This window comes from Streptomyces fractus (genome assembly GCF_049844455.1).
Taxonomy (GTDB): Bacteria; Actinomycetota; Actinomycetes; order Streptomycetales; family Streptomycetaceae; genus Streptomyces; species Streptomyces fractus.
Map to the genome: position 1 here is coordinate 5,469,533 of NZ_JBMYHI010000002.1, position 17,447 is coordinate 5,486,979.

At 70.7% G+C, this 17,447-nt stretch carries 16 protein-coding genes; 8 read left to right on the forward strand and 8 right to left on the reverse strand.

The genetic code is table 11. From position 1 onward, the window contains the following. Positions 1-90 precede the first annotated feature (90 nt). Positions 91-1,371, forward strand: a complete 1,281-nt coding sequence (locus ACP4E5_RS26805; protein WP_425832933.1) for an ATP-binding protein — start codon at positions 91-93, stop codon at positions 1,369-1,371. Positions 1,372-1,397: 26 nt separating this feature from the next. On the opposite strand, the gene ACP4E5_RS26810 is transcribed toward ACP4E5_RS26805, so the two are convergent. Then, complete coding sequence (locus ACP4E5_RS26810) at positions 1,398-1,922, reverse strand: GtrA family protein (protein WP_425841674.1); 525 nt, start codon at positions 1,920-1,922, stop codon at positions 1,398-1,400. Positions 1,923-2,060: 138 nt separating this feature from the next. Here ACP4E5_RS26810 and ACP4E5_RS26815 point away from each other — a divergent pair, with 138 nt between their 5' ends. The 4 genes from ACP4E5_RS26815 to ACP4E5_RS26830 all read left to right on the forward strand — a co-directional run bounded on the left by ACP4E5_RS26815 (position 2,061) and on the right by ACP4E5_RS26830 (position 6,095). Continuing rightward, positions 2,061-3,206 (forward strand): 5-(carboxyamino)imidazole ribonucleotide synthase, encoded by a 1,146-nt coding sequence (locus tag ACP4E5_RS26815; protein WP_425832935.1) that lies wholly within the window; start codon positions 2,061-2,063, stop codon positions 3,204-3,206. Next, on the forward strand, positions 3,203-3,739 hold the full coding sequence (gene purE / locus ACP4E5_RS26820) for a 5-(carboxyamino)imidazole ribonucleotide mutase (RefSeq protein WP_425832937.1): 537 nt from the start codon (positions 3,203-3,205) through the stop codon (positions 3,737-3,739). Before ACP4E5_RS26815 ends, purE begins: the two co-directional genes overlap by 4 nt. Positions 3,740-3,744: 5 nt before the next feature. Further along, positions 3,745-4,932 (forward strand): dipeptidase, encoded by a 1,188-nt coding sequence (locus ACP4E5_RS26825; RefSeq protein WP_425832939.1) that lies wholly within the window; start codon positions 3,745-3,747, stop codon positions 4,930-4,932. A gap of 116 nt (positions 4,933-5,048) precedes the next feature. Continuing rightward, positions 5,049-6,095 (forward strand): dipeptidase, encoded by a 1,047-nt coding sequence (locus ACP4E5_RS26830; RefSeq protein ID WP_425832941.1) that lies wholly within the window; start codon positions 5,049-5,051, stop codon positions 6,093-6,095. 36 nt (positions 6,096-6,131) lie between these two features. Here the strand turns inward: ACP4E5_RS26830 and ACP4E5_RS26835 are convergent, their stop codons facing one another. Together ACP4E5_RS26835 and ACP4E5_RS26840 are read right to left on the reverse strand one after the other, a co-directional pair. Next, entirely contained in the window at positions 6,132-6,518 is a 387-nt protein-coding gene (locus ACP4E5_RS26835; RefSeq protein WP_425832943.1) for a VOC family protein, read from the reverse strand. An 83-nt stretch (positions 6,519-6,601) separates the two neighbouring features. Further along, positions 6,602-7,927: a UDP-glucose dehydrogenase family protein gene (locus ACP4E5_RS26840; RefSeq protein ID WP_425832945.1), complete on the reverse strand. Its 1,326-nt coding sequence runs from the start codon at positions 7,925-7,927 to the stop codon at positions 6,602-6,604. A gap of 199 nt (positions 7,928-8,126) precedes the next feature. Between ACP4E5_RS26840 and ACP4E5_RS26845 the strand changes: the two genes are divergently transcribed. Then, entirely contained in the window at positions 8,127-9,284 is a 1,158-nt protein-coding gene (locus ACP4E5_RS26845) for an acyl-CoA dehydrogenase (RefSeq protein ID WP_425832947.1), read from the forward strand. Between the two features lie 48 nt (positions 9,285-9,332). On the opposite strand, the gene ACP4E5_RS26850 is transcribed toward ACP4E5_RS26845, so the two are convergent. Genes ACP4E5_RS26850 through ACP4E5_RS26860 form a run of 3 tightly spaced genes read right to left on the reverse strand, consistent with a single transcriptional unit; the run spans position 9,333 to position 12,134 of the window. Then, entirely contained in the window at positions 9,333-10,076 is a 744-nt protein-coding gene (locus ACP4E5_RS26850) for an SAM-dependent methyltransferase (RefSeq protein ID WP_425832949.1), read from the reverse strand. A 12-nt stretch (positions 10,077-10,088) separates the two neighbouring features. Further along, positions 10,089-10,832 (reverse strand): SDR family NAD(P)-dependent oxidoreductase, encoded by a 744-nt coding sequence (locus ACP4E5_RS26855; RefSeq protein WP_425832951.1) that lies wholly within the window; start codon positions 10,830-10,832, stop codon positions 10,089-10,091. Between the two features lie 27 nt (positions 10,833-10,859). After that, positions 10,860-12,134 (reverse strand): LCP family protein, encoded by a 1,275-nt coding sequence (locus tag ACP4E5_RS26860; protein WP_425832953.1) that lies wholly within the window; start codon positions 12,132-12,134, stop codon positions 10,860-10,862. Positions 12,135-12,242: 108 nt separating this feature from the next. On the opposite strand from ACP4E5_RS26860, the gene ACP4E5_RS26865 reads away from it, so the two are divergent. Beyond that, positions 12,243-12,776: an acyl-CoA thioesterase gene (locus ACP4E5_RS26865; RefSeq protein ID WP_425832955.1), complete on the forward strand. Its 534-nt coding sequence runs from the start codon at positions 12,243-12,245 to the stop codon at positions 12,774-12,776. A 175-nt stretch (positions 12,777-12,951) separates the two neighbouring features. On the opposite strand, the gene ACP4E5_RS26870 is transcribed toward ACP4E5_RS26865, so the two are convergent. Further along, on the reverse strand, positions 12,952-14,424 hold the full coding sequence (locus tag ACP4E5_RS26870; RefSeq protein ID WP_483030275.1) for an LCP family protein: 1,473 nt from the start codon (positions 14,422-14,424) through the stop codon (positions 12,952-12,954). A 174-nt stretch (positions 14,425-14,598) separates the two neighbouring features. On the opposite strand from ACP4E5_RS26870, the gene ACP4E5_RS26875 reads away from it, so the two are divergent. Continuing rightward, positions 14,599-15,657: a glycosyltransferase family 2 protein gene (locus ACP4E5_RS26875; RefSeq protein WP_425832959.1), complete on the forward strand. Its 1,059-nt coding sequence runs from the start codon at positions 14,599-14,601 to the stop codon at positions 15,655-15,657. A 62-nt stretch (positions 15,658-15,719) separates the two neighbouring features. Here ACP4E5_RS26875 and ACP4E5_RS26880 read toward each other — a convergent pair whose 3' ends face one another. Further along, entirely contained in the window at positions 15,720-17,408 is a 1,689-nt protein-coding gene (locus ACP4E5_RS26880; protein ID WP_425832961.1) for an LCP family protein, read from the reverse strand. Between the last annotated feature and the right edge of the window lie 39 nt (positions 17,409-17,447).

Consider the following 17,447-nt stretch of genomic DNA (forward strand, 5'->3'; position numbering starts at 1 on the left):
TTAGCTGGGGGAGATTGAGCAGCGGGGTCCGGGGCGGAGCCCCGTGGCCGTAACCACGTTGCCGCCGACGCATCCGGGACACTGAGAGACATGCGTCGCCGACTGATCAATTCCACCCTCGCCGTGGTCCTGGTAGTGATCGCCGTCTTCGGCGTCTCCCTGGTCATCGTGGAGACCCGAACGATCACCAACAGCGCCCAGGAACGCGTGGAGTCGGAGGCCGTCCGCCTCGCCTCCATCGTGGACAGCAGAATCCTCGGCGAGGAACAGATCACCGGCAGCATCCTCCAGGACCAGGTCGCGGGGGAGCGCTACGCCGAGATCGACATGCCCGGCCGCCAGCCGCTCACCATCGGCACGCAGCCCGTCGGCGACGTCATCTCCTACACGGCCACGGGCGAGCAGGGCGAGAAGGTCACCGTCGAGGAGGCGAGGTCGGCCGTCACCACGGAGGTCGGCCGCACGCTCCTGATCATCGCGGGCGTGGCCCTGCTCGCGATCGTCGCCGCCGTCCTGCTCGCCGTACGCCAGGCGAACCGCCTCGCCTCCCCGCTCACCGATCTCGCCTCCACGGCGGAGCGCCTCGGGTCCGGCGACCCGCGGCCCCGGCACAAGCGCTACGGCGTCCCGGAGCTGGACCGCGTCGCCGACGTCCTCGACGGTTCGGCCGAGCGCATCGCCCGCATGCTGACGGCCGAGCGACGCCTCGCGGCCGACGCCTCGCACCAGCTGCGTACGCCCCTCACGGCGCTCTCCATGCGCCTGGAGGAGATCACCATGACCGAGGACCTCGACGAGGTGAAGGAGGAGGCGACGATCGCGCTCGCGCAGGTCGAGCGGCTCACCGACGTCGTCGAGCGGCTGCTCACGAACTCCCGGGACCCGCGCACCGGATCCGCCGTCCCCTTCGACCTGGACGAGGTGATCAAGCAGCAGCTGGAGGAGTGGCGGCCCGCCTACCGCAGCGCCGGACGCGCCATCGTCTCCTCGGGCAAGCGCCACCTCACGGCGGTCGGCACGCCGGGCGCGGTCGCCCAGGTCCTCGCCGCGCTGATCGAGAACTCCCTGATGCACGGTGGCGGCACGGTCGCCCTGCGCACCCGTGTCACCGGCAGCCAGGCCATCGTCGAGGTCACGGACGAGGGCCCGGGCGTCCCGCCGGAGCTGGGCTCGCGGATCTTCGAGCGGACCATCAGCGGCCGCAATTCGACGGGCATCGGCCTCGCCGTCGCCCGCGACCTGGCGGAGGCCGACGGGGGCCGCCTGGAAATGCTCCAGAGCAGCCCGCCGGTCTTCGGCCTGTTCCTCTCCCGTACGCCGCTGAAGAGGACGGTGGACGGCGACGAGGACGAAGAGCAAATGATCAGGTGACGCGCGGGGCCTCGGCGGGCGGGGTCTCAGCGGCTTTGGACCGTGGGCGCCGAATCGTCGAGATCCAGGAACGATTCCGCACTCGCCACGGCCTCCTTCGCGGGCAGCGTCTTGAACACCCACGTCCGGTACGACCAGAACCGGAACAGCGTCGCGAGTCCCATGCCGAGGAACTTGAAGATGTTGCTCTGCAGCGAGCTGTTCCAGCCGAACCCGTACGTCGCCGCGTACAGGACCCCGTTCTCGATGACCAGGCCCGCCGCGCTGAACAGCAGGAACAGCGTGAGTTCCTTGGTGCGGCCGCTCTTGTCGCGGTCGCGGTACGTGAAGTAGCGGAAGCCCACGTAGTTGAAGGCGATGGCGACGACCGTCGCGATCACGCTGGCCCGCACCACCTGGAGGTCGGTGCTGTGTCGCATGAGGTTGAAGACGGCGAAGTTCACGAAGACGCCCAGGGCGCCGACGACACCGAACTTCGCGACCTCACGGGCCACGCCCGCGAGCCGCTGTCGCAGTGCGCCGATGCGGCCGGTACGTCCCGTACTGCCCATGGTGTTCGCCCCAGCCCCCGTCGTGTCCGTCGTGTCGGATCCGGTCGTGACCGACCCAGCCATGCTAACCACGCGCCTTCGCTCTGTGCCTGTCTCCGTAGGACGCGGTGCGGGTACCGGACACCTGGCCGATACCCTGTGGGTGTGACGTTCCCCGTAGTCGGCATGGTCGGCGGTGGACAGCTCGCCCGTATGACACACGAGGCAGGCATCCCGCTCGGCATCAGGTTCAAGCTCCTCAGTGACACTCCGCAGGATTCCGCGGCGCAGGTCGTCGGCGATGTCGTGGTCGGCGACTATCGCGACCTGGACACGCTGCGTGAGTTCGCGCGCGGTTGCGACGTGATCACCTTCGATCACGAGCACGTACCGACAGAGCACCTAAGGGCCCTGGAGGCGGACGGCATCCCCGTCCGCCCGGGGCCCGACGCGCTGCTGTACGCCCAGGACAAGGGCGAGATGCGCGCGAAGCTCACGTCGCTCGACGTGCCGTGCCCGCGCCATCGCATCGTGACCGACCCGGCCGACGTGGCCGCCTTCGCCTCCGAAGGGGACGGCTTCCCGGTCATCCTCAAGACGGTGCGCGGCGGCTACGACGGCAAGGGCGTGTGGTTCGTACGCTCCGAGGCCGACGCCGCGGACCCGTTCAAGGCGGGCGTGCCGGTCCTCGCCGAGGAGAAGGTCGACTTCGTACGGGAGCTGGCGGCCAACGTCGTCCGCTCCCCGCACGGCCAGGCGGTCGCGTACCCCGTCGTCGAGTCCCAGCAGGTCGACGGCGTCTGCGACACGGTGATCGCGCCGGCCCCCGAGCTCGACGAGACCCTGGCGGGCGAGGCCCAGGAGCTGGCGCTTCGGGTCGCCCAGGAGCTCGGCGTGGTCGGCCACCTCGCGGTCGAGCTCTTCGAGACCCATGACGGCCGCATCCTCGTCAACGAACTGGCGATGCGCCCGCACAACTCCGGCCACTGGACGCAGGACGGGGCGGTCACGTCCCAGTTCGCGAACCACGTCCGCGCCGTCCTCGACCTGCCGCTCGGCGACCCTCGCCCGCGCGCGCCGTGGACGGTCATGTGCAACGTCCTGGGCGGTGACTTCCCGGACATGTACAGCGCGTATCTGCACTGCATGGCCCGCGACCCGCAGCTCAAGATCCACATGTACGGCAAGGACGTGAAGCCCGGCCGCAAGGTCGGCCACGTCAACACCTACGGCGACGACCTCGACGCCGTCCTCGACCGCGCCCGGCACGCAGCCGGCTACCTGAGGGGCACGATCACCGAATGAGTTCCGCCACCGGCCCCGTCGTGGGCATCGTCATGGGCTCCGACTCCGACTGGCCCGTCATGGAGGCCGCCGCGAAGGCCCTCGACGAGTTCGAGATCGCCTACGAGGTCGACGTCGTCTCCGCGCACCGCATGCCGCACGAGATGATCGCGTACGGCGAGCAGGCCGCCGGGCGCGGGCTGAAGGCGATCATCGCGGGCGCGGGCGGTGCGGCCCACCTGCCCGGCATGCTGGCGTCGGTGACGCCGCTGCCGGTGATCGGCGTGCCGGTCCCGCTGAAGTACCTCGACGGCATGGACAGCCTGCTGTCCATCGTGCAGATGCCGGCGGGCGTCCCCGTCGCGACGGTGTCGGTCGGCGGCGCGCGCAACGCGGGCCTGCTCGCGGCCCGCATGCTGGCCGCGCACGACGAGGAACTCCTCGGCCGCATGCGGGACTTCCAGCAGGAGCTGAACGACCAGGCGACCGAGAAGGGCAAGCGGCTGCGGGCCAAGGTCGAGGGCTCGGGCACGGGCTTCGGATTCGGGAAGTGACGCGCGTGAGTACTTCTCTCGAGCAGGCCCGCTCGATCCTCGCCGAGTTCCCGGTCGTCGACGGGCACAACGACCTGCCGTGGGCGCTGCGCGAGCAGGTCACGTACGACATCGACGCGCGCGACATCGCCACCGACCAGAGCGCCCACCTCCACACGGACCTGGCGCGGCTGAAGGCCGGCGGCGTCGGCGCGCAGTTCTGGTCGGTGTACGTCCGTACCGATCTCAGCGGTGACGCGGCGGTGTCCGCCACGCTCGAACAGATCGACTGCGTCGACCAGTTGATCGCCCGGTACGCGGGTGAGCTGCGGGAGGCGCGGACGGCGGCGGACATGGAGGCGGCGCGGGCCGAGGGGCGTATCGCGTCGCTCAAGGGCGCCGAGGGCGGCCACTCCATCAACAACTCCCTCGCCACGCTGCGCGCGCTGTACGCGCTCGGCGTCCGCTACATGACGCTCACGCACAACGACAACATCGCGTGGGCGGACTCGGCGACGGACGAGCCCGGCGTCGGGGGCCTGTCGGCCTTCGGCCGCGAGGTGGTCAGGGAGATGAACCGCGAGGGCATGCTGGTCGACCTCTCGCACGTCGCGGCGACGACGATGCGCGCGGCGCTCGACGTGTCCGAGGCGCCGGTGATCTTCTCGCACTCCTCGTCGCGCGCGGTGTGCGACCACCCGCGCAACATCCCGGACGACGTGCTGGAGCGGCTGTCGGGCAACGGCGGGGTGGCGATGGCGACATTCGTCCCGAAGTTCGTCCTCCAGGCGGCGGTCGACTGGACGGCGGCGGCCGACGACAACCTCCGCTCGCACGGCTACCACCACCTGGACACGTCCCCCGAGGCGATGAAGCTGCACCGCGCCTTCGAGGAGGCAAGGCCGCGCCCCATCGCGACGGTCTCGACGGTGGCGGACCACCTCGACCACATGCGCGAGGTCGCGGGCGTCGACCACATCGGCATCGGCGGCGACTACGACGGCACGGCGTTCACGCCGGACGGCCTGGACGACGTCTCCGGCTACCCGAACCTGATCGCGGAGCTGGTCGACCGGGGCTGGTCCCGCGCCGACCTCGCCAAGCTGACGTGGCACAACGCGGTCCGCGTCCTCGGCGACGCGGAATCGGTGTCCTCCGACCTCCGGTCCCGCCGGGGACCGTCGAACGCGACGTTGGCGCAGCTGGACGGGTAGCGGGCCTTGCCGGCCCGAAGGGCACCCACTCGAACGGCACTGTTCGTCGGGACCATGTTCGTGGTCCGTGCCACGGTGGGTCGAACGACTGCCCCCACGACGTCCGGAGCCCTGCCATGGCAGACCTACAGGACGAGCTCAACGCTCCTGCCGAGGCGGGTGACCTGGAAGCGGCCTCGTCCGTCCCCGCCGAGGCGGCCGGCCCGGACGCGGTCGACCTCCTCGCCCGCCACCCCGTGGCCGACGGATACTGCGGCCTCCCGCAGGTCCTGCGGACCCTCCCCTGGTACGACCTGGAACTCGGCGAGAGCGCCGTGGAGGCCGACCTGCCGAGGCTGCGCGCGGGCGGCACCGGCGCCCAGCTGTGGGCACCGCACGTGGACCCGGACGCCCCGGTCACCTCGACGCTGGAACAGATCGACCTGATCACCAACGTCGTCGCCAGCCACCCGGAGGACCTCCGCCTCGCCCGTTGCGCCTCGGACACCGCCGACGCCCGCGCCCACGGCCGCATCGCCGTCCTCGTCGGCCCGGCCCCGGCCACCGCGGCGGCGGACTCGCTCGGCACGCTGCGCTCCCTGCACGCCCTCGGCCTGTGCGCGCTCACGCTGAGCGGCACGTCGTGGGCTTCGTGGGACGGCCTGACCCGGTTCGGCGAAGAGGTCGTACGGGAGATGAACCGGCTCGGCATGCTCGTCGACCTCACCGGCGCCTCGGCCGCGACCGTCACCCGCGTCCTCGCCGTCTCCAAGGCCCCGGCCGTCCTGACCCGCTCCGGCGCCCACGCCCTGAACCACCACCCGGACAATGTCCCGGACGACCTCCTCGCCGCGCTCGGCGAGAGCGGGGGGCTGTGCCTGGTGCCGTGCTCCGCGGACCGTACGGGCCCCGCCCTGCGTGACGTGGCCGACCACGTCGACCACGTCGCCCGCCTCGCGGGCCCCGAGTCGGTGGGCCTGTCGGGGACGTACGACACCGGGGACACGCACCCCGAAGCCCTCGCCGACGTCGCCGGGTACCCGGCCCTGATCGCGGAACTCCAGGGCCGCGGCTGGACCGACGCCGACCTCGCCCTGCTCACCTGGGGCAACGTCCAACGGGTGCTGCGCAGCACGGAGTTCGCCGCCCGCGCCGCGCAACAGCGACGCGGGCCCAGCCTCTAGAACGGCAGCTTCTAGAACCGCAGCCTCTGGAACCGACTAGCCCGCATCCGGCCGGATCAAGCAGAACGGATGCCCCGCCGGGTCCGCGTACACCCGGAAGTCCCGGGCGCCGCCCGCGTCGTCCAGGTCGAGCGGCACCGCGCCGAGCGCGAGGACCTTCTCCTGCGCGGCCTCGATGTCCTCCACGTCCAGGTCGAGGTGGAGCTGCTGCGAGTCGTGGTCGGCGGCGGGCCACTGCGGGGGCTTGTGGTCCGGCACGCGCTGGAAGGACAGTCGCTGCCCGTCCGGCGCGTACAGGTCGTACCAGTCGCCCTTCCCCTCGTAGTTCTCGATCTTCCCGCCGAGTACGGCCGCGTAGAACTCGGCGAGTGCGACGGGGTCCGGGCAGTCGTAGGCGACGGTGCCGATTTTCGCGAAGGCCATGACGTCTCCCTTGGTCGGAAGGATCAGCAGGCTCAGAGGCGGAACGGGTGCCCCGCGTGATCCGCGTAAACCCCCGGCTGCGCCTACGCCGACGGACGCCCCATCGCCCGGTACGTCCAGCCGGCGGCCCGCCACAGCGCACTGTCCAGCGCGTTGCGGCCGTCCAGGATCACCTGGTGCGCGGCGGCCTTGCCGAGCTCCGCCGGGTCCAGCTCGCGGAACTCGCGCCACTCGGTGAGGTGCAGCACGATGTCCGCCCCGCGCACCGCGTCGAGCGCCGAATCCGCGTAGCCGAGCGTCGGGAACACGCGCCGCGCGTTGTCCATGCCCTTCGGGTCATAGACGGTGACCTGGCCGCCCTGGAGGTGGATCTGCCCGGCCACGTTGAGGGCCGGGGAGTCGCGTACGTCGTCCGAGTCCGGCTTGAACGTGGCGCCGAGGACCGCGACCCGCTTGCCCAGGAACGCCCCTCCGCCGAGCGCCTCGCGCGCCATCTCGACCATCGCGCCGCGGCGCCGCATGTTGATGGAGTCGATCTCGCGGAGGAAGGTGAGCGCCTGGTCGGCGCCGAGCTCACCGGCGCGCGCCATGAACGCGCGGATGTCCTTGGGCAGGCAGCCGCCGCCGAAGCCGATCCCGGCCCGCAGGAACTTGTGGCCGATCCGCTCGTCGTAGCCGATCGCCTCGGCGAGCTTCGCGACGTCGCCGCCGCCCGCCTCGCAGACCTCTGCCATGGCGTTGATGAAGGAGATCTTCGTGGCGAGGAAGGAGTTCGCCGACGTCTTGACCAGCTCGGCGGTCGGGTAGTCCGTCACGATGAACGGCGTGCCCTCGGCGAGCGGCTTCGCGTACACCTCGCGCAGCAGCGTCTCGGCCCTGTCGCTGTTCACGCCGACCACGATCCGGTCCGGGTGCAGCGTGTCGTTCACGGCGAAGCCCTCGCGCAGGAACTCCGGGTTCCACGCCAACTCCGCGTGCTCCGGCAGCAGTTCGGTGAGCCGGTCCGCCGAGCCGACCGGCACGGTGGACTTGCCGACGACGAGCGCGCCGTCCTTCAGGTGCGGAGCAAGGGAGGCGAAGGCGGAGTCGACGTAGGACATGTCACAGCCGTACTCGCCGTGCTTCTGCGGCGTGTTCACGCACACGAAGTGCACATCGCCGAACTCGCCGGCCTCGGCGAAGTCCATCGTGAAGCGCAGCCGCCCGCTCGATCCCTCGAACCCCGAGACGTGCCGGCGCAGGAGGTCCTCCAGGCCGGGCTCGTACATCGGGACCTCGCCCCGCGTGAGCATGTCGATCTTCTCGGGCACGACGTCCAGGCCGAGCACCTCGAAGCCGAGCTCGGCCATGGCTGCGGCGTGTGTCGCGCCGAGGTAGCCGGTGCCGATCACGGTGATCTTGAGGGCCATATCGGGGGCTCCAGAGGTGTGGGTGCTTCGGGGCGCTGCCGAGCATAGCCGTGGCATGTGGAGGCGCCTCACCGGGCAACTTTCCCTTTGTCGCGTAGCTCACGTATCCGTGGTGCGGGCCGCGGCCTAAAATTCTGGTTACTTAACGGTAATTAGCGCCGGTGACCCGGTAGCAGCGTGGCTTGGAGCGTGAGAGACCTTGGCCGGATCGGCTGACTTCGACCTGTACCGCCCGTCCGAGGAGCACGACATGCTCCGCGACACGATCCGCGCGCTGGCCGAGGCGAAGATCGCCCCGTTCGCCGCCGCGGTGGACGAGGAGGCGCGTTTCCCGCGCGAGGCCCTCGACGCGCTCACCGCATCGGACCTGCACGCGGTGCACGTCCCCGAGGAGTACGGCGGCGCGGGCGCCGACGCGCTCGCCACGGTCATCGTGATCGAGGAGGTGGCGCGGGTCTGCTGCTCGTCCTCCCTCATCCCCGCCGTGAACAAGCTCGGCTCCCTGCCCGTGATCCTCTCCGGCTCCGAGGAGCTGAAGAAGAAGTACCTGGGCCCGCTGGCCAAGGGCGACGGCATGTTCTCGTACTGCCTCTCCGAGCCGGACGCCGGTTCGGACGCGGCGGGCATGAAGACCCGCGCCGTGCGCGACGGCGACCACTGGATCCTCAACGGCGTGAAGCGCTGGATCACCAACGCCGGCGAGTCCGAGTACTACACGGTGATGGCCGTGACCGACCCGGAGAAGCGCTCGAAGGGCATCAGCGCCTTCGTCGTCGAGAAGTCCGACGAGGGTGTCTCCTTCGGCGCCCCGGAGAAGAAGCTCGGCATCAAGGGCTCGCCGACCCGCGAGGTCTACCTCGACAACGTGCGGATCCCCGCCGACCGCATGATCGGCGCCGAGGGCACCGGCTTCGCCACGGCGATGAAGACCCTCGACCACACCCGCATCACCATCGCCGCGCAGGCGCTCGGTGTCGCGCAGGGCGCCCTCGACTACGCCAAGGGCTACGTCCAGGAGCGCAAGCAGTTCGGCAAGCCGATCGGCGACTTCCAGGGCATCCAGTTCATGCTCGCGGACATGGCCATGAAGATCGAGGCCGCCCGTCAGCTCACGTACGCGGCCGCCGCCAAGTCGGAGCGCGGCGACAAGGACCTCACGTTCCAGGGCGCCGCCGCCAAGTGCTTCGCCTCGGACGTCGCCATGGAGGTCACCACGGACGCCGTCCAACTGCTCGGCGGCTACGGCTACACCCGCGACTACCCGGTCGAGCGCATGATGCGCGACGCCAAGATCACCCAGATCTACGAGGGCACGAACCAGGTCCAGCGCATCGTGATGGCGCGCAACCTGCCGTAACGCCGTAACGCGCCCGCACCACCGAAGGCCCCTGATCACCCGCACGGATCAGGGGCTTTCGTGCGTCCTGCGCAGCACCACGCAGGCGAAGCCGAAGCAGTGGCGGTAGCCGCGCAGCCATTCCGTGCGGCGGGCGTCGACCAGTTCCAGGAGTTCGGCGCTGTCCGGGTGCTCCGGGCGGTCGAGCGCCCAGTCGGCGACGGAGCCGAGCCAGGACCATTCGTACGCGTCCAGTTCGTGCCGGGTGCTGAGGTGCGCGGCGACCGGGGTCCAGCCCGCCGCGGAGACCTTGTCGAGGGTGGTCGGCAGATCGGCGAAGTCGCCGAGGATCTCCACGGCCTCGGGGGAGGGTGCGGTCGCCCAGTAGCCGTCGCCGATCAGGACCCGGCCGCCCGGCGCCAGGTGGGCGCGGGCCGCGTCGAGGGTGGGCAGCAGGCCGCCGAAGGCGTGCGCGGCGCCGACGCTGAGCACAGCGTCGTACGGCTTCCCCGGTACGAAGTCCTCGGCCGCGGTGTGGTGCAGCGCGAGCCGGTCGCCGACGCCCGCCGCGTCGGCCCGCTCGCGGGCTTCGGCGAGGGAGCCCTCGGACAGGTCGACGCCGTCGGCCCGGACGCCCGGGCGGTCGGCGAGGGCCCGCAGCAGCCATTCGGCGGGGCCGCAGCCGAGGTCGAGGACGCGCTCGTCGCCGCGGGGCAGGGTGTGGCGCAGCAGTTCGCGTACGGAGTCGTCGACGAGCGGGGCCTTGACGGGGTGGTCGGTGTGGGCGATGCGGGAGATCTCTTCGCGGTGCACCGGCGCAGCGTGTCAGGGGCGCGGGCCCGCCGCATCCCCTTTTGCGACCTCCGGAAGGCGCGCCAGGTACCCGCCGTCCACGGGCAGGCAGACGCCGTTGACGTACGAGGAGGAGGGCCCGGCGAGGAAGGCGACGACGTCGGCGATCTCCTCGGGGGAGCAGAGGCGGCCGAGCGGGTAGTCGGCCTCGACGCGGGCGCGTGCGGCGGGCTCGCGCCAGCGGTGGGCATTGCGCTCGACGGGTACGAAGCCGGGCTCGACGACGTTGGTGCGCACGCCCAGCGGCCCCCACTCGGTGGCCGCCGCGCGGGCGAGGGCGCCGAGGCCCGCCTTGGCGACGGCGTACGGGGCGCAGTCGGGTGCGGCGCCGTGCGCGTGCACCGAGCCGATCAGGACCACGGACGCGGGCCCCTCGCCCTTGCGCCGCACCAGCTCGGCGGCGGCCTGCCAGGCGGAGACGAGCCCGACGTCGAAGACCCGGTGCCACTGCGACGGGGTCAACTCGCCCAGCGGCGCCCGCAGTTCGTGCAGCAGCGCGTGCACGAGGACCGAGGGCGGTCCGGGCGCGGCGTCGAAGGCCCGCCCGATGACGGCCGGTTCGGTGGCGTCACCCTCCAACGCCGCGTAGGCGCCCGGAAGTTGACGCACCGTCGGGTCCTGGTCCACCGCGACGACACGCGTACCGCCGGCGGCGAGCCGGGCGACGATCGCCCGGCCGACCCCGCCGGCGGCACCGAGAACGAGAGCGGACGTCATGACGACATCCTGGCCCGTCACAGGCTCTCAGTCGCTGGAGACCGTGACCTTCTCGTCGTTGTTGAACTGGTCGACGAGCTGCTTGAGCTTCGCCTTGTCCCACAGCAGATTGCCGCCGACCGAACCGCTCGTCGGCATGTTCATCGACTTGCCGTCACCGCTGTTGGTGGACTTCATCGCCATGAACATCTTGCCGAGGTCCCACAGGCTCATGTCCTTGTCGACGGTGAGCGAGTCGAGGCCCGCGCCCATCGTCGGGTACAGAGTGAACGGGTTCAGGATCGTCGACGGCGACGACACCTTGTGCGCGAGCGCCCCGAGGAACTGCTGCTGGTTCTTGGTGCGCTGCAGGTCGGACTGGGCGAAGGCGTGCCGCGTACGGACGAAGGCGAGGGCCTGCTGGCCGTCCAGGGTCTGCTTGCCCGCCTTGAAGTCGGCCCCGGACCACTTGTCCTTGAAGCCCTCCTTCAGGTTCATGTCCACGCCGCCGACCGCGTCCACGATGCTCGCGAAGCCGCCGAAGCCGATCTCCGCGTAGTGGTCGATGTGCAGCCCGGTGTTGGACTCGACGGTGCGCACGAGCAGCGTCGGGCCGTCCTCCGCGTACGCGGCGTTCAGCTTCGTCTGCCGGCCCGTGGCCGGGTATGTCTTGCCGGACTCGGCGCCCTTGTACGAGGGGATCGTCACGTTCGAGTCACGCGGCAGCGAGACGAGGGTGTCCCCGTTGGAGCCGACGTGCAGGATCATCATCGTGTCCGTGCGCTTGCCCTCGGCGGAGCCGGTGTGCAGCTTCTTCTTGTCCTCGGCGGTCATGCCCTCGCGGCTGTCGGTGCCGACGATCAGGTAGTTCGTGCCGTCGCCCGCCTCGGGCCGGTCGATGACCTTCGTCAGGTCGACGTCGCGGTGCAGCTTGGAGTCGGCCCAGAAGTACGTGCCGATGCTCGCGACGACCACGACGAAGATCACGGTCAGGACGGTCCACTTGATGCGCCTGCCCCAGTTGCGGGGGCGCACCGGGCGGCCGGTCGGCGGCCCGTAGTCGCCGCCGCCGTCGAAGCCGGGACCCCGGCCCCGGCCGCTCGGCTGGCCGTAGACCTGTCCCGTGTTGTACCCGTCGTCGTACGACGGGTCGTAGCCGCCACCGTCGTACGTGGGCGGGGGCGGCGGCTGCTGCGGGACGGGGCGCTGCACGTGTCGCATGACGCGGGCGCCTTCCGGGCGTGCGCTGCCGCTGCCACGGCCGTATCCGCCGCGGCCCGAGCCGCCCTGCCTGTCGCTCCGCCCGTCGGGCCATTCATTCATAGGGCTCAGTGTGCAGTGCTCGAATACGTGCCTCACAAGCCCTGAAGGGAAATCGCACCAGTGCTGTTGCAGAGCTAACACATTCGGCGCGCGCATAAGGTTGGTGGCATGACAGACCAGGCCCACGGCGCGGAATCGGATATTCCGGGCAAGCCCACTTCCGCTTCCCGCACGACGTTGTCGCACATCATGACGCACAACGACACCAACCTCCTCGGCACGGTGCACGGTGGCGTGATCATGAAACTGGTCGACGACGCGGCGGGCGCCGTGGCCGGCCGGCACTCGGGCGGACCTGCGGTGACGGCCTCCATGGACGAGATGGCGTTCCTGGAGCCGGTGCGCGTCGGTGACCTGGTGCACGTGAAGGCGCAGGTGAACTGGACGGGGCGCACGTCGATGGAGGTCGGCGTGCGGGTCCTCGCCGAGCGCTGGAACGAGTCGACGCCCGCGCAGCAGGTCGGCTCGGCGTACCTGGTCTTCGCGGCGGTCGACGCGGACGGCAAGCCCCGTTCGGTCCCCCCGGTCCACCCGGAGACCGACCGCGACCGCCGCCGCTACCAGGAGGCCCAGATCCGCCGCCAACACCGCCTGGCCAGACGCCGCGCCATCAAGGAACTACGAGCCCAATCAAACGGCTGAGCATTTCAAGCCTCTGCGCACCTCAAGCCTCTGCGCACCTCAAGCCCCTGCGCACCTCAAGCCCCTGCGGCGATTGAGCAGCGGGGCCCGGGGCGGCGCCCGATCTTTCAAGCCCCGCCGGCGCTTGAGGCGCGGGGCCCGGGGCAGAGCCCCGCGACCGCGCCCCCGGACCAGGTCAACGACACACGACCTGGTCCCCGGTAACCGCACCGAACGACCCCGGATCCGCATCCTGCGCCCGCACGGCCCGCACCCCCTCATAGTCCTTCCCGGCGACGACCTTCAACGTCGACCCCAGCCCGTCCACCGGCTTCATCTCCGCCCCCGGCAACGCCGCCGCCAAGGACTTGGCCGACCGGTCCCACCCCGGGTCGTACAGCACCGTCGTCCGCTTCTGGGTCCGGTCGTCCGCGTTGACGGGCGCCCCCGTCGTCCGGAACCCGGTCCCCTTCAGCGCCGCGTCGACCTTCTTGCCGAGTCCGGAGGACCCCGTCCCGTTCTCGACCTGGACGCTGATCTCGTGCGGTGAGACGTCGACCACGGCCGCCTTCTTCGCCTTGGGCAGGTGCGGCGCGAGCGGCTTGTCCTCGCGCAGCGCCTTGAAGAGCGCCGCGGCCTTCTTGTCGTCCCACTTCACCGTGGAGCCGATGTTCGGCACCGGGTAGCTCATGTTCCCGATCGGCACGGTCGTGAACTCCGAGGACGACGGCGAGAAGTTCCGCATCGCCCGCGCCAGGTCCACCATCTCGTCCGACCCGAAGCCCTTGTCGGCACGGACCGAGCTGAGCATCGTACGGGCGACACCGCGGAACCGGACCGGATTGAGCAGCACGCCCGACGACGTCGCCTTCGAGATCAGCGCGGCCATGAACCGCTGCTGGCGCTGCATGCGGCCGATGTCGCCCGCACTGTCCATGTGCCGGGCCCGCACGTACTGCAGGGCCTGCCCGCCGTCCAACCGGTGCGTGCCGGGACTCAGATCGAGGCCCGTGTAGGAGTCCTTGAGCGGGGAGTCCGTGCAGATGTCGACGCCGCCGAGCTCGTCGACGGTCTTCATGAAGCTGGTGAAGTCGACCTCCAGATAGTGGTCGAGCTTCACCTTCGTCATGTGCTCGACCGTGCGCAGCGTCAGCTGCGGCCCGCCCTCCGCGTACGCCGCGTTCAGCTTCACGGGGTGCTGGTGGTGCTTCTCGCCGCTGTTCCGGTCGGTGTGCGCCGGCATCTCCGCGTACGAGTCGCGGGGGAGGGAGACGACGGAGGCGCGGTCGTGGTTCGCCGAGATGTGCACGATCATCACGGTGTCCGTGCAGTGGCAGGGCGCGCCGCCGAGCTTGTACTTGCGGCGCTCCTCGTCGCTGATCTTGTCGCGGCCGTCGGTGCCGACGAGCAGCACGTTCATGCCGTCGCCCGGCGCGGGCCGGTTCTTCATGTCCTTGAAGGGGTCGATCCGGTGGATCCCGGCGTCGAGGCCGGTGACGAGCGCGTGCCCGACGCCGGCCGCGGCGAGCACCGTCACGGAGAGCGCCGTCGCCACCCGCATGGCCCACCGGGACTTCTTCTGGAGCGGCGGCCGGCCTGGCTTGCGCGCCTGTCCCTGGGGACGGGGAGGCCGCTGAGGACGGTCGGGGGAGCGGGGCGGCGTGGGCACCGGGGGACACCTCCGCGACTGTGGGCGTGGGACGCGAGCACAGTAGGCCCATACGATCTGCTGCCCACGGCAGCGACTCGGCGGCGCGCGCCCGTGTCCCCCATTAGCGGTAACGTGACCCGCGATGCTGCACTTTCCGGGGCAACCCCCGGGCCCCCGGCCGTGAAAGACGAAATGGACACCCAGAACACGAATCCCGACCGGCGGCTGCCGGCCGTCTCCGTGATCATGCCCATCCTCAATGAGGAGCGGCATCTGAGGGAGGCCGTCGAGGCGATCCTGGCGCAGGAGTACGACGGCGAGATGGAGGTCGTACTCGCCCTCGGCCCCTCCACCGACCGTACGGACGAGGTCGCCGCGCGGCTCGTCGCCGAGACCGCCTCCTCGGACAAACGCGTGCACACGGTGCCGAACCCGACGGGTCGCACCCCCGCCGCCCTGAACGCCGCGATCAAGGCCTCCCGCCACCCGATCGTCGTCCGCGTCGACGGCCACGCCGCACTCTCGCCGGGCTACATCGCCACCGCCGTCCGCCTCATGGAGGAGACCGGCGCGATGAACGTCGGCGGCATCATGCACGCCCAGGGCACCAACGCCTGGGAGCAGGCCGTCGCCGCCGCGATGACCTCGAAGATCGGCGTCGGCAACGCCGCGTTCCACACGGGCGGCGAGGCGCAGGAGGCCGAGACGGTCTACCTCGGCGTCTTCCGGCGCGAGGTCCTCGAGAAGCTCGACGGATACAACGAGGAGTTCATCCGCGCCCAGGACTGGGAGCTGAACTTCCGGATCCGCGAGTCCGGCGGCCTCATCTGGTTCTCGCCCGACCTGCTCGTCGACTACCGGCCCCGGCCGAGCGTCAGGGAGCTCGCCAAGCAGTACCGGAACTACGGCCGCTGGCGGCACGTCGTCGCCCGCTTCCACTCCGGCTCGATCAACCTGCGCTACCTCGCCCCGCCGGCCGCCGTATGCGCGATCGCGGCGGGCGTCGTGGTCGGCGTCGCCCTCACGCCGTGGGGCTTCGTGATCCCCGGCGGCTACCTCGCGGCGATCGTCGCGGGATCGATCCCGGCGGGCAAGGGGCTGCCGCTGAAGGCGCGCGCCCAGATCCCCGTCGCGCTCGCCACGATGCACATGACGTGGGGCTGGGGCTTCCTGACCAGCCCGAAGTCCCTCGCCAAGAAGGTCATCGCCTCGCGCAGGCCGGCCGTGCAGCGGGAGACCGCGGCGGGCTGACCGACCGTCAATACCCTGACGGGGCGCGGGAGTTCATCTCCCGCGCCCCGTTCCCGTAGGGGCTACCAGGTGTAACCCGGTTCCACCTTCATGCACGTGGAGTCGTCCGCGCCGTTCTGCGTCTGCTCCTTGTCCAGTGCCTTGCTCGCGTCCTCGTCGTCCGTGGACTTCGGGTAGGCGTTGCCCGTCTTCCAGTCGGCGCCCACGGTCAGCGTCACCCCGGACACATCCGTCGACGCCTTCACCGAACTCAGCGGAATCCCGAGGGACTTGGCGACCGCCTGGGCGTCGCCCTCCAGATCCTCGGACGGATAGCGGATCACCGTCCTGTCCTCGACGAGGGACTGCGACTGGTCCGCGACCGCCTGCGTGAAGCCGTTCGCGGTGAGTGCCTGCGCCACCTGCGCGGCCCGCCCGGGCGCCGCGGGCGTCGTCGCCGTCCGCGTGCCGTTGAGCACCTGCACCGCGATCCTGTCGTCGGCCGCGGCGGGATCGTCGGACGTCTCGCCCTCCTTCTTCTTGCCGACGTCGTCGCCCTTGCCGCCCTTGTCCTTGCCGTCGAGCGCGATGTCGTCACGGAGCAGGCGCCACAGCGCGTCGGCGTCGTTCGCCTTCGGCACCACGCGCGCACCCTCGTACACGAACGGCATCGTCGTCATCGTGATCCGCTTCGGCGAGGGCCGCTTCAGCTCGTTGCTCAGGTCGTACAGCTTCTTGACCGTGTCGAGGCCCTCGTCGGGGTGGATCGCGTCCGTCGCCTTCTCGGCGAGCGTGCGCAGCTTGCCCGGGTGGCTGAACGTCGCGTTCTTGCGCAGCTCGCGCACCATCGAGCTCATGTACATGTGCTGCGCCTTGGCGCGCGCGATGTCGCTGCCGTCCTCGAAGCCGTGCCGCGTCCGCAGCCATTGCAGGGCCTGCTCGCCCTTGACGGACGTCGTGCCCTTCTTCAGTTTCAGGCCCGAACCTTCGCCCGCGCTGTTCCTGGAGTAGACATTGGCGTCGACGCAGACCGGAACGCCGCCGATCGCGTCGGCCATCGACACGACACCCGAGAAGTCGACCATCATGTAGTGGTCGATGTGGATGCCGGTCATCTCCTCCCAGGTGGCGACCGTGCAGCCGGCGCCGCCGCGGGCCAGCGACGAGTTCACCATCTGCCGGGAGACCGTCGCCGCGTACACCTTGCCGGACTTCGGGTCCGTGCACTGGGGCAGCCGGGTCAGGGTGTCGCGGGGCATGCTCACCACGGACATGTTGCTGCGGTCGGCCGACAGGTGAAGCAGCATCTGTACGTCGGCCAGCGGGGCGGAGCCGACGCTCTGCTTGTGCCCGCCGAGCTTCAGGTTCTCCTTGGAGTTCCGGCTGTCGGAGCCGATCAGCAGGATGTTCAGCGGCCGCTGGCCCGCCGCGTTCGGCGTCGGTTCGGGAACCTTGTGCTCGCCGAGATTGAGCTTGCCCGTCTTGAGATTTCCGTTCAGATGCCGGTAGTAGAGGTATCCGGCGCCCGCCGTGCCGATTATCAGGAACGCGAGGATGCTCGCGGTCCAGCGCAGTATTCGTCGTCTGCGGCGGCGCGGCCGGACGGCCGCCCGCTGCCTGCTGCGGGTCGTACGGCCGCGGCTGTCCGCGACCCCGCCCGCCGCGTCCTCGTACAGGCTGTCGTCCCACCCCAGGTCGGACGCCTGGTCCGGTGGTTCGCCCCGCCCCGCAGGCCGCCGCGTGCGCTCCCCACGCACAGTGCCTCGCCCCATGTCGTACCCCGCCCTCCCCGCCCTGTGACAGCGGCTCGG

Excerpts from the sequence above, each read along its gene's own strand:
- ACP4E5_RS26865 (WP_425832955.1), top strand. The coding sequence starts at position 12,243 with ATGACAGACCAGGCCCACGGCGCGGAATCGGATATTCCGGGCAAGCCC.
- ACP4E5_RS26855 (WP_425832951.1), bottom strand. The coding sequence starts at position 10,832 with ATGACGTCCGCTCTCGTTCTCGGTGCCGCCGGCGGGGTCGGCCGGGCG.
- purE (WP_425832937.1), top strand. The coding sequence starts at position 3,203 with ATGAGTTCCGCCACCGGCCCCGTCGTGGGCATCGTCATGGGCTCCGAC.
- ACP4E5_RS26810 (WP_425841674.1), bottom strand. The coding sequence starts at position 1,922 with ATGGGCAGTACGGGACGTACCGGCCGCATCGGCGCACTGCGACAGCGG.
- ACP4E5_RS26880 (WP_425832961.1), bottom strand. The coding sequence starts at position 17,408 with ATGGGGCGAGGCACTGTGCGTGGGGAGCGCACGCGGCGGCCTGCGGGG.
- ACP4E5_RS26875 (WP_425832959.1), top strand. The coding sequence starts at position 14,599 with ATGGACACCCAGAACACGAATCCCGACCGGCGGCTGCCGGCCGTCTCC.
- ACP4E5_RS26860 (WP_425832953.1), bottom strand. The coding sequence starts at position 12,134 with ATGAATGAATGGCCCGACGGGCGGAGCGACAGGCAGGGCGGCTCGGGC.
- ACP4E5_RS26840 (WP_425832945.1), bottom strand. The coding sequence starts at position 7,927 with ATGGCCCTCAAGATCACCGTGATCGGCACCGGCTACCTCGGCGCGACA.
- ACP4E5_RS26805 (WP_425832933.1), top strand. The coding sequence starts at position 91 with ATGCGTCGCCGACTGATCAATTCCACCCTCGCCGTGGTCCTGGTAGTG.
- ACP4E5_RS26835 (WP_425832943.1), bottom strand. The coding sequence starts at position 6,518 with ATGGCCTTCGCGAAAATCGGCACCGTCGCCTACGACTGCCCGGACCCC.
- ACP4E5_RS26830 (WP_425832941.1), top strand. The coding sequence starts at position 5,049 with ATGGCAGACCTACAGGACGAGCTCAACGCTCCTGCCGAGGCGGGTGAC.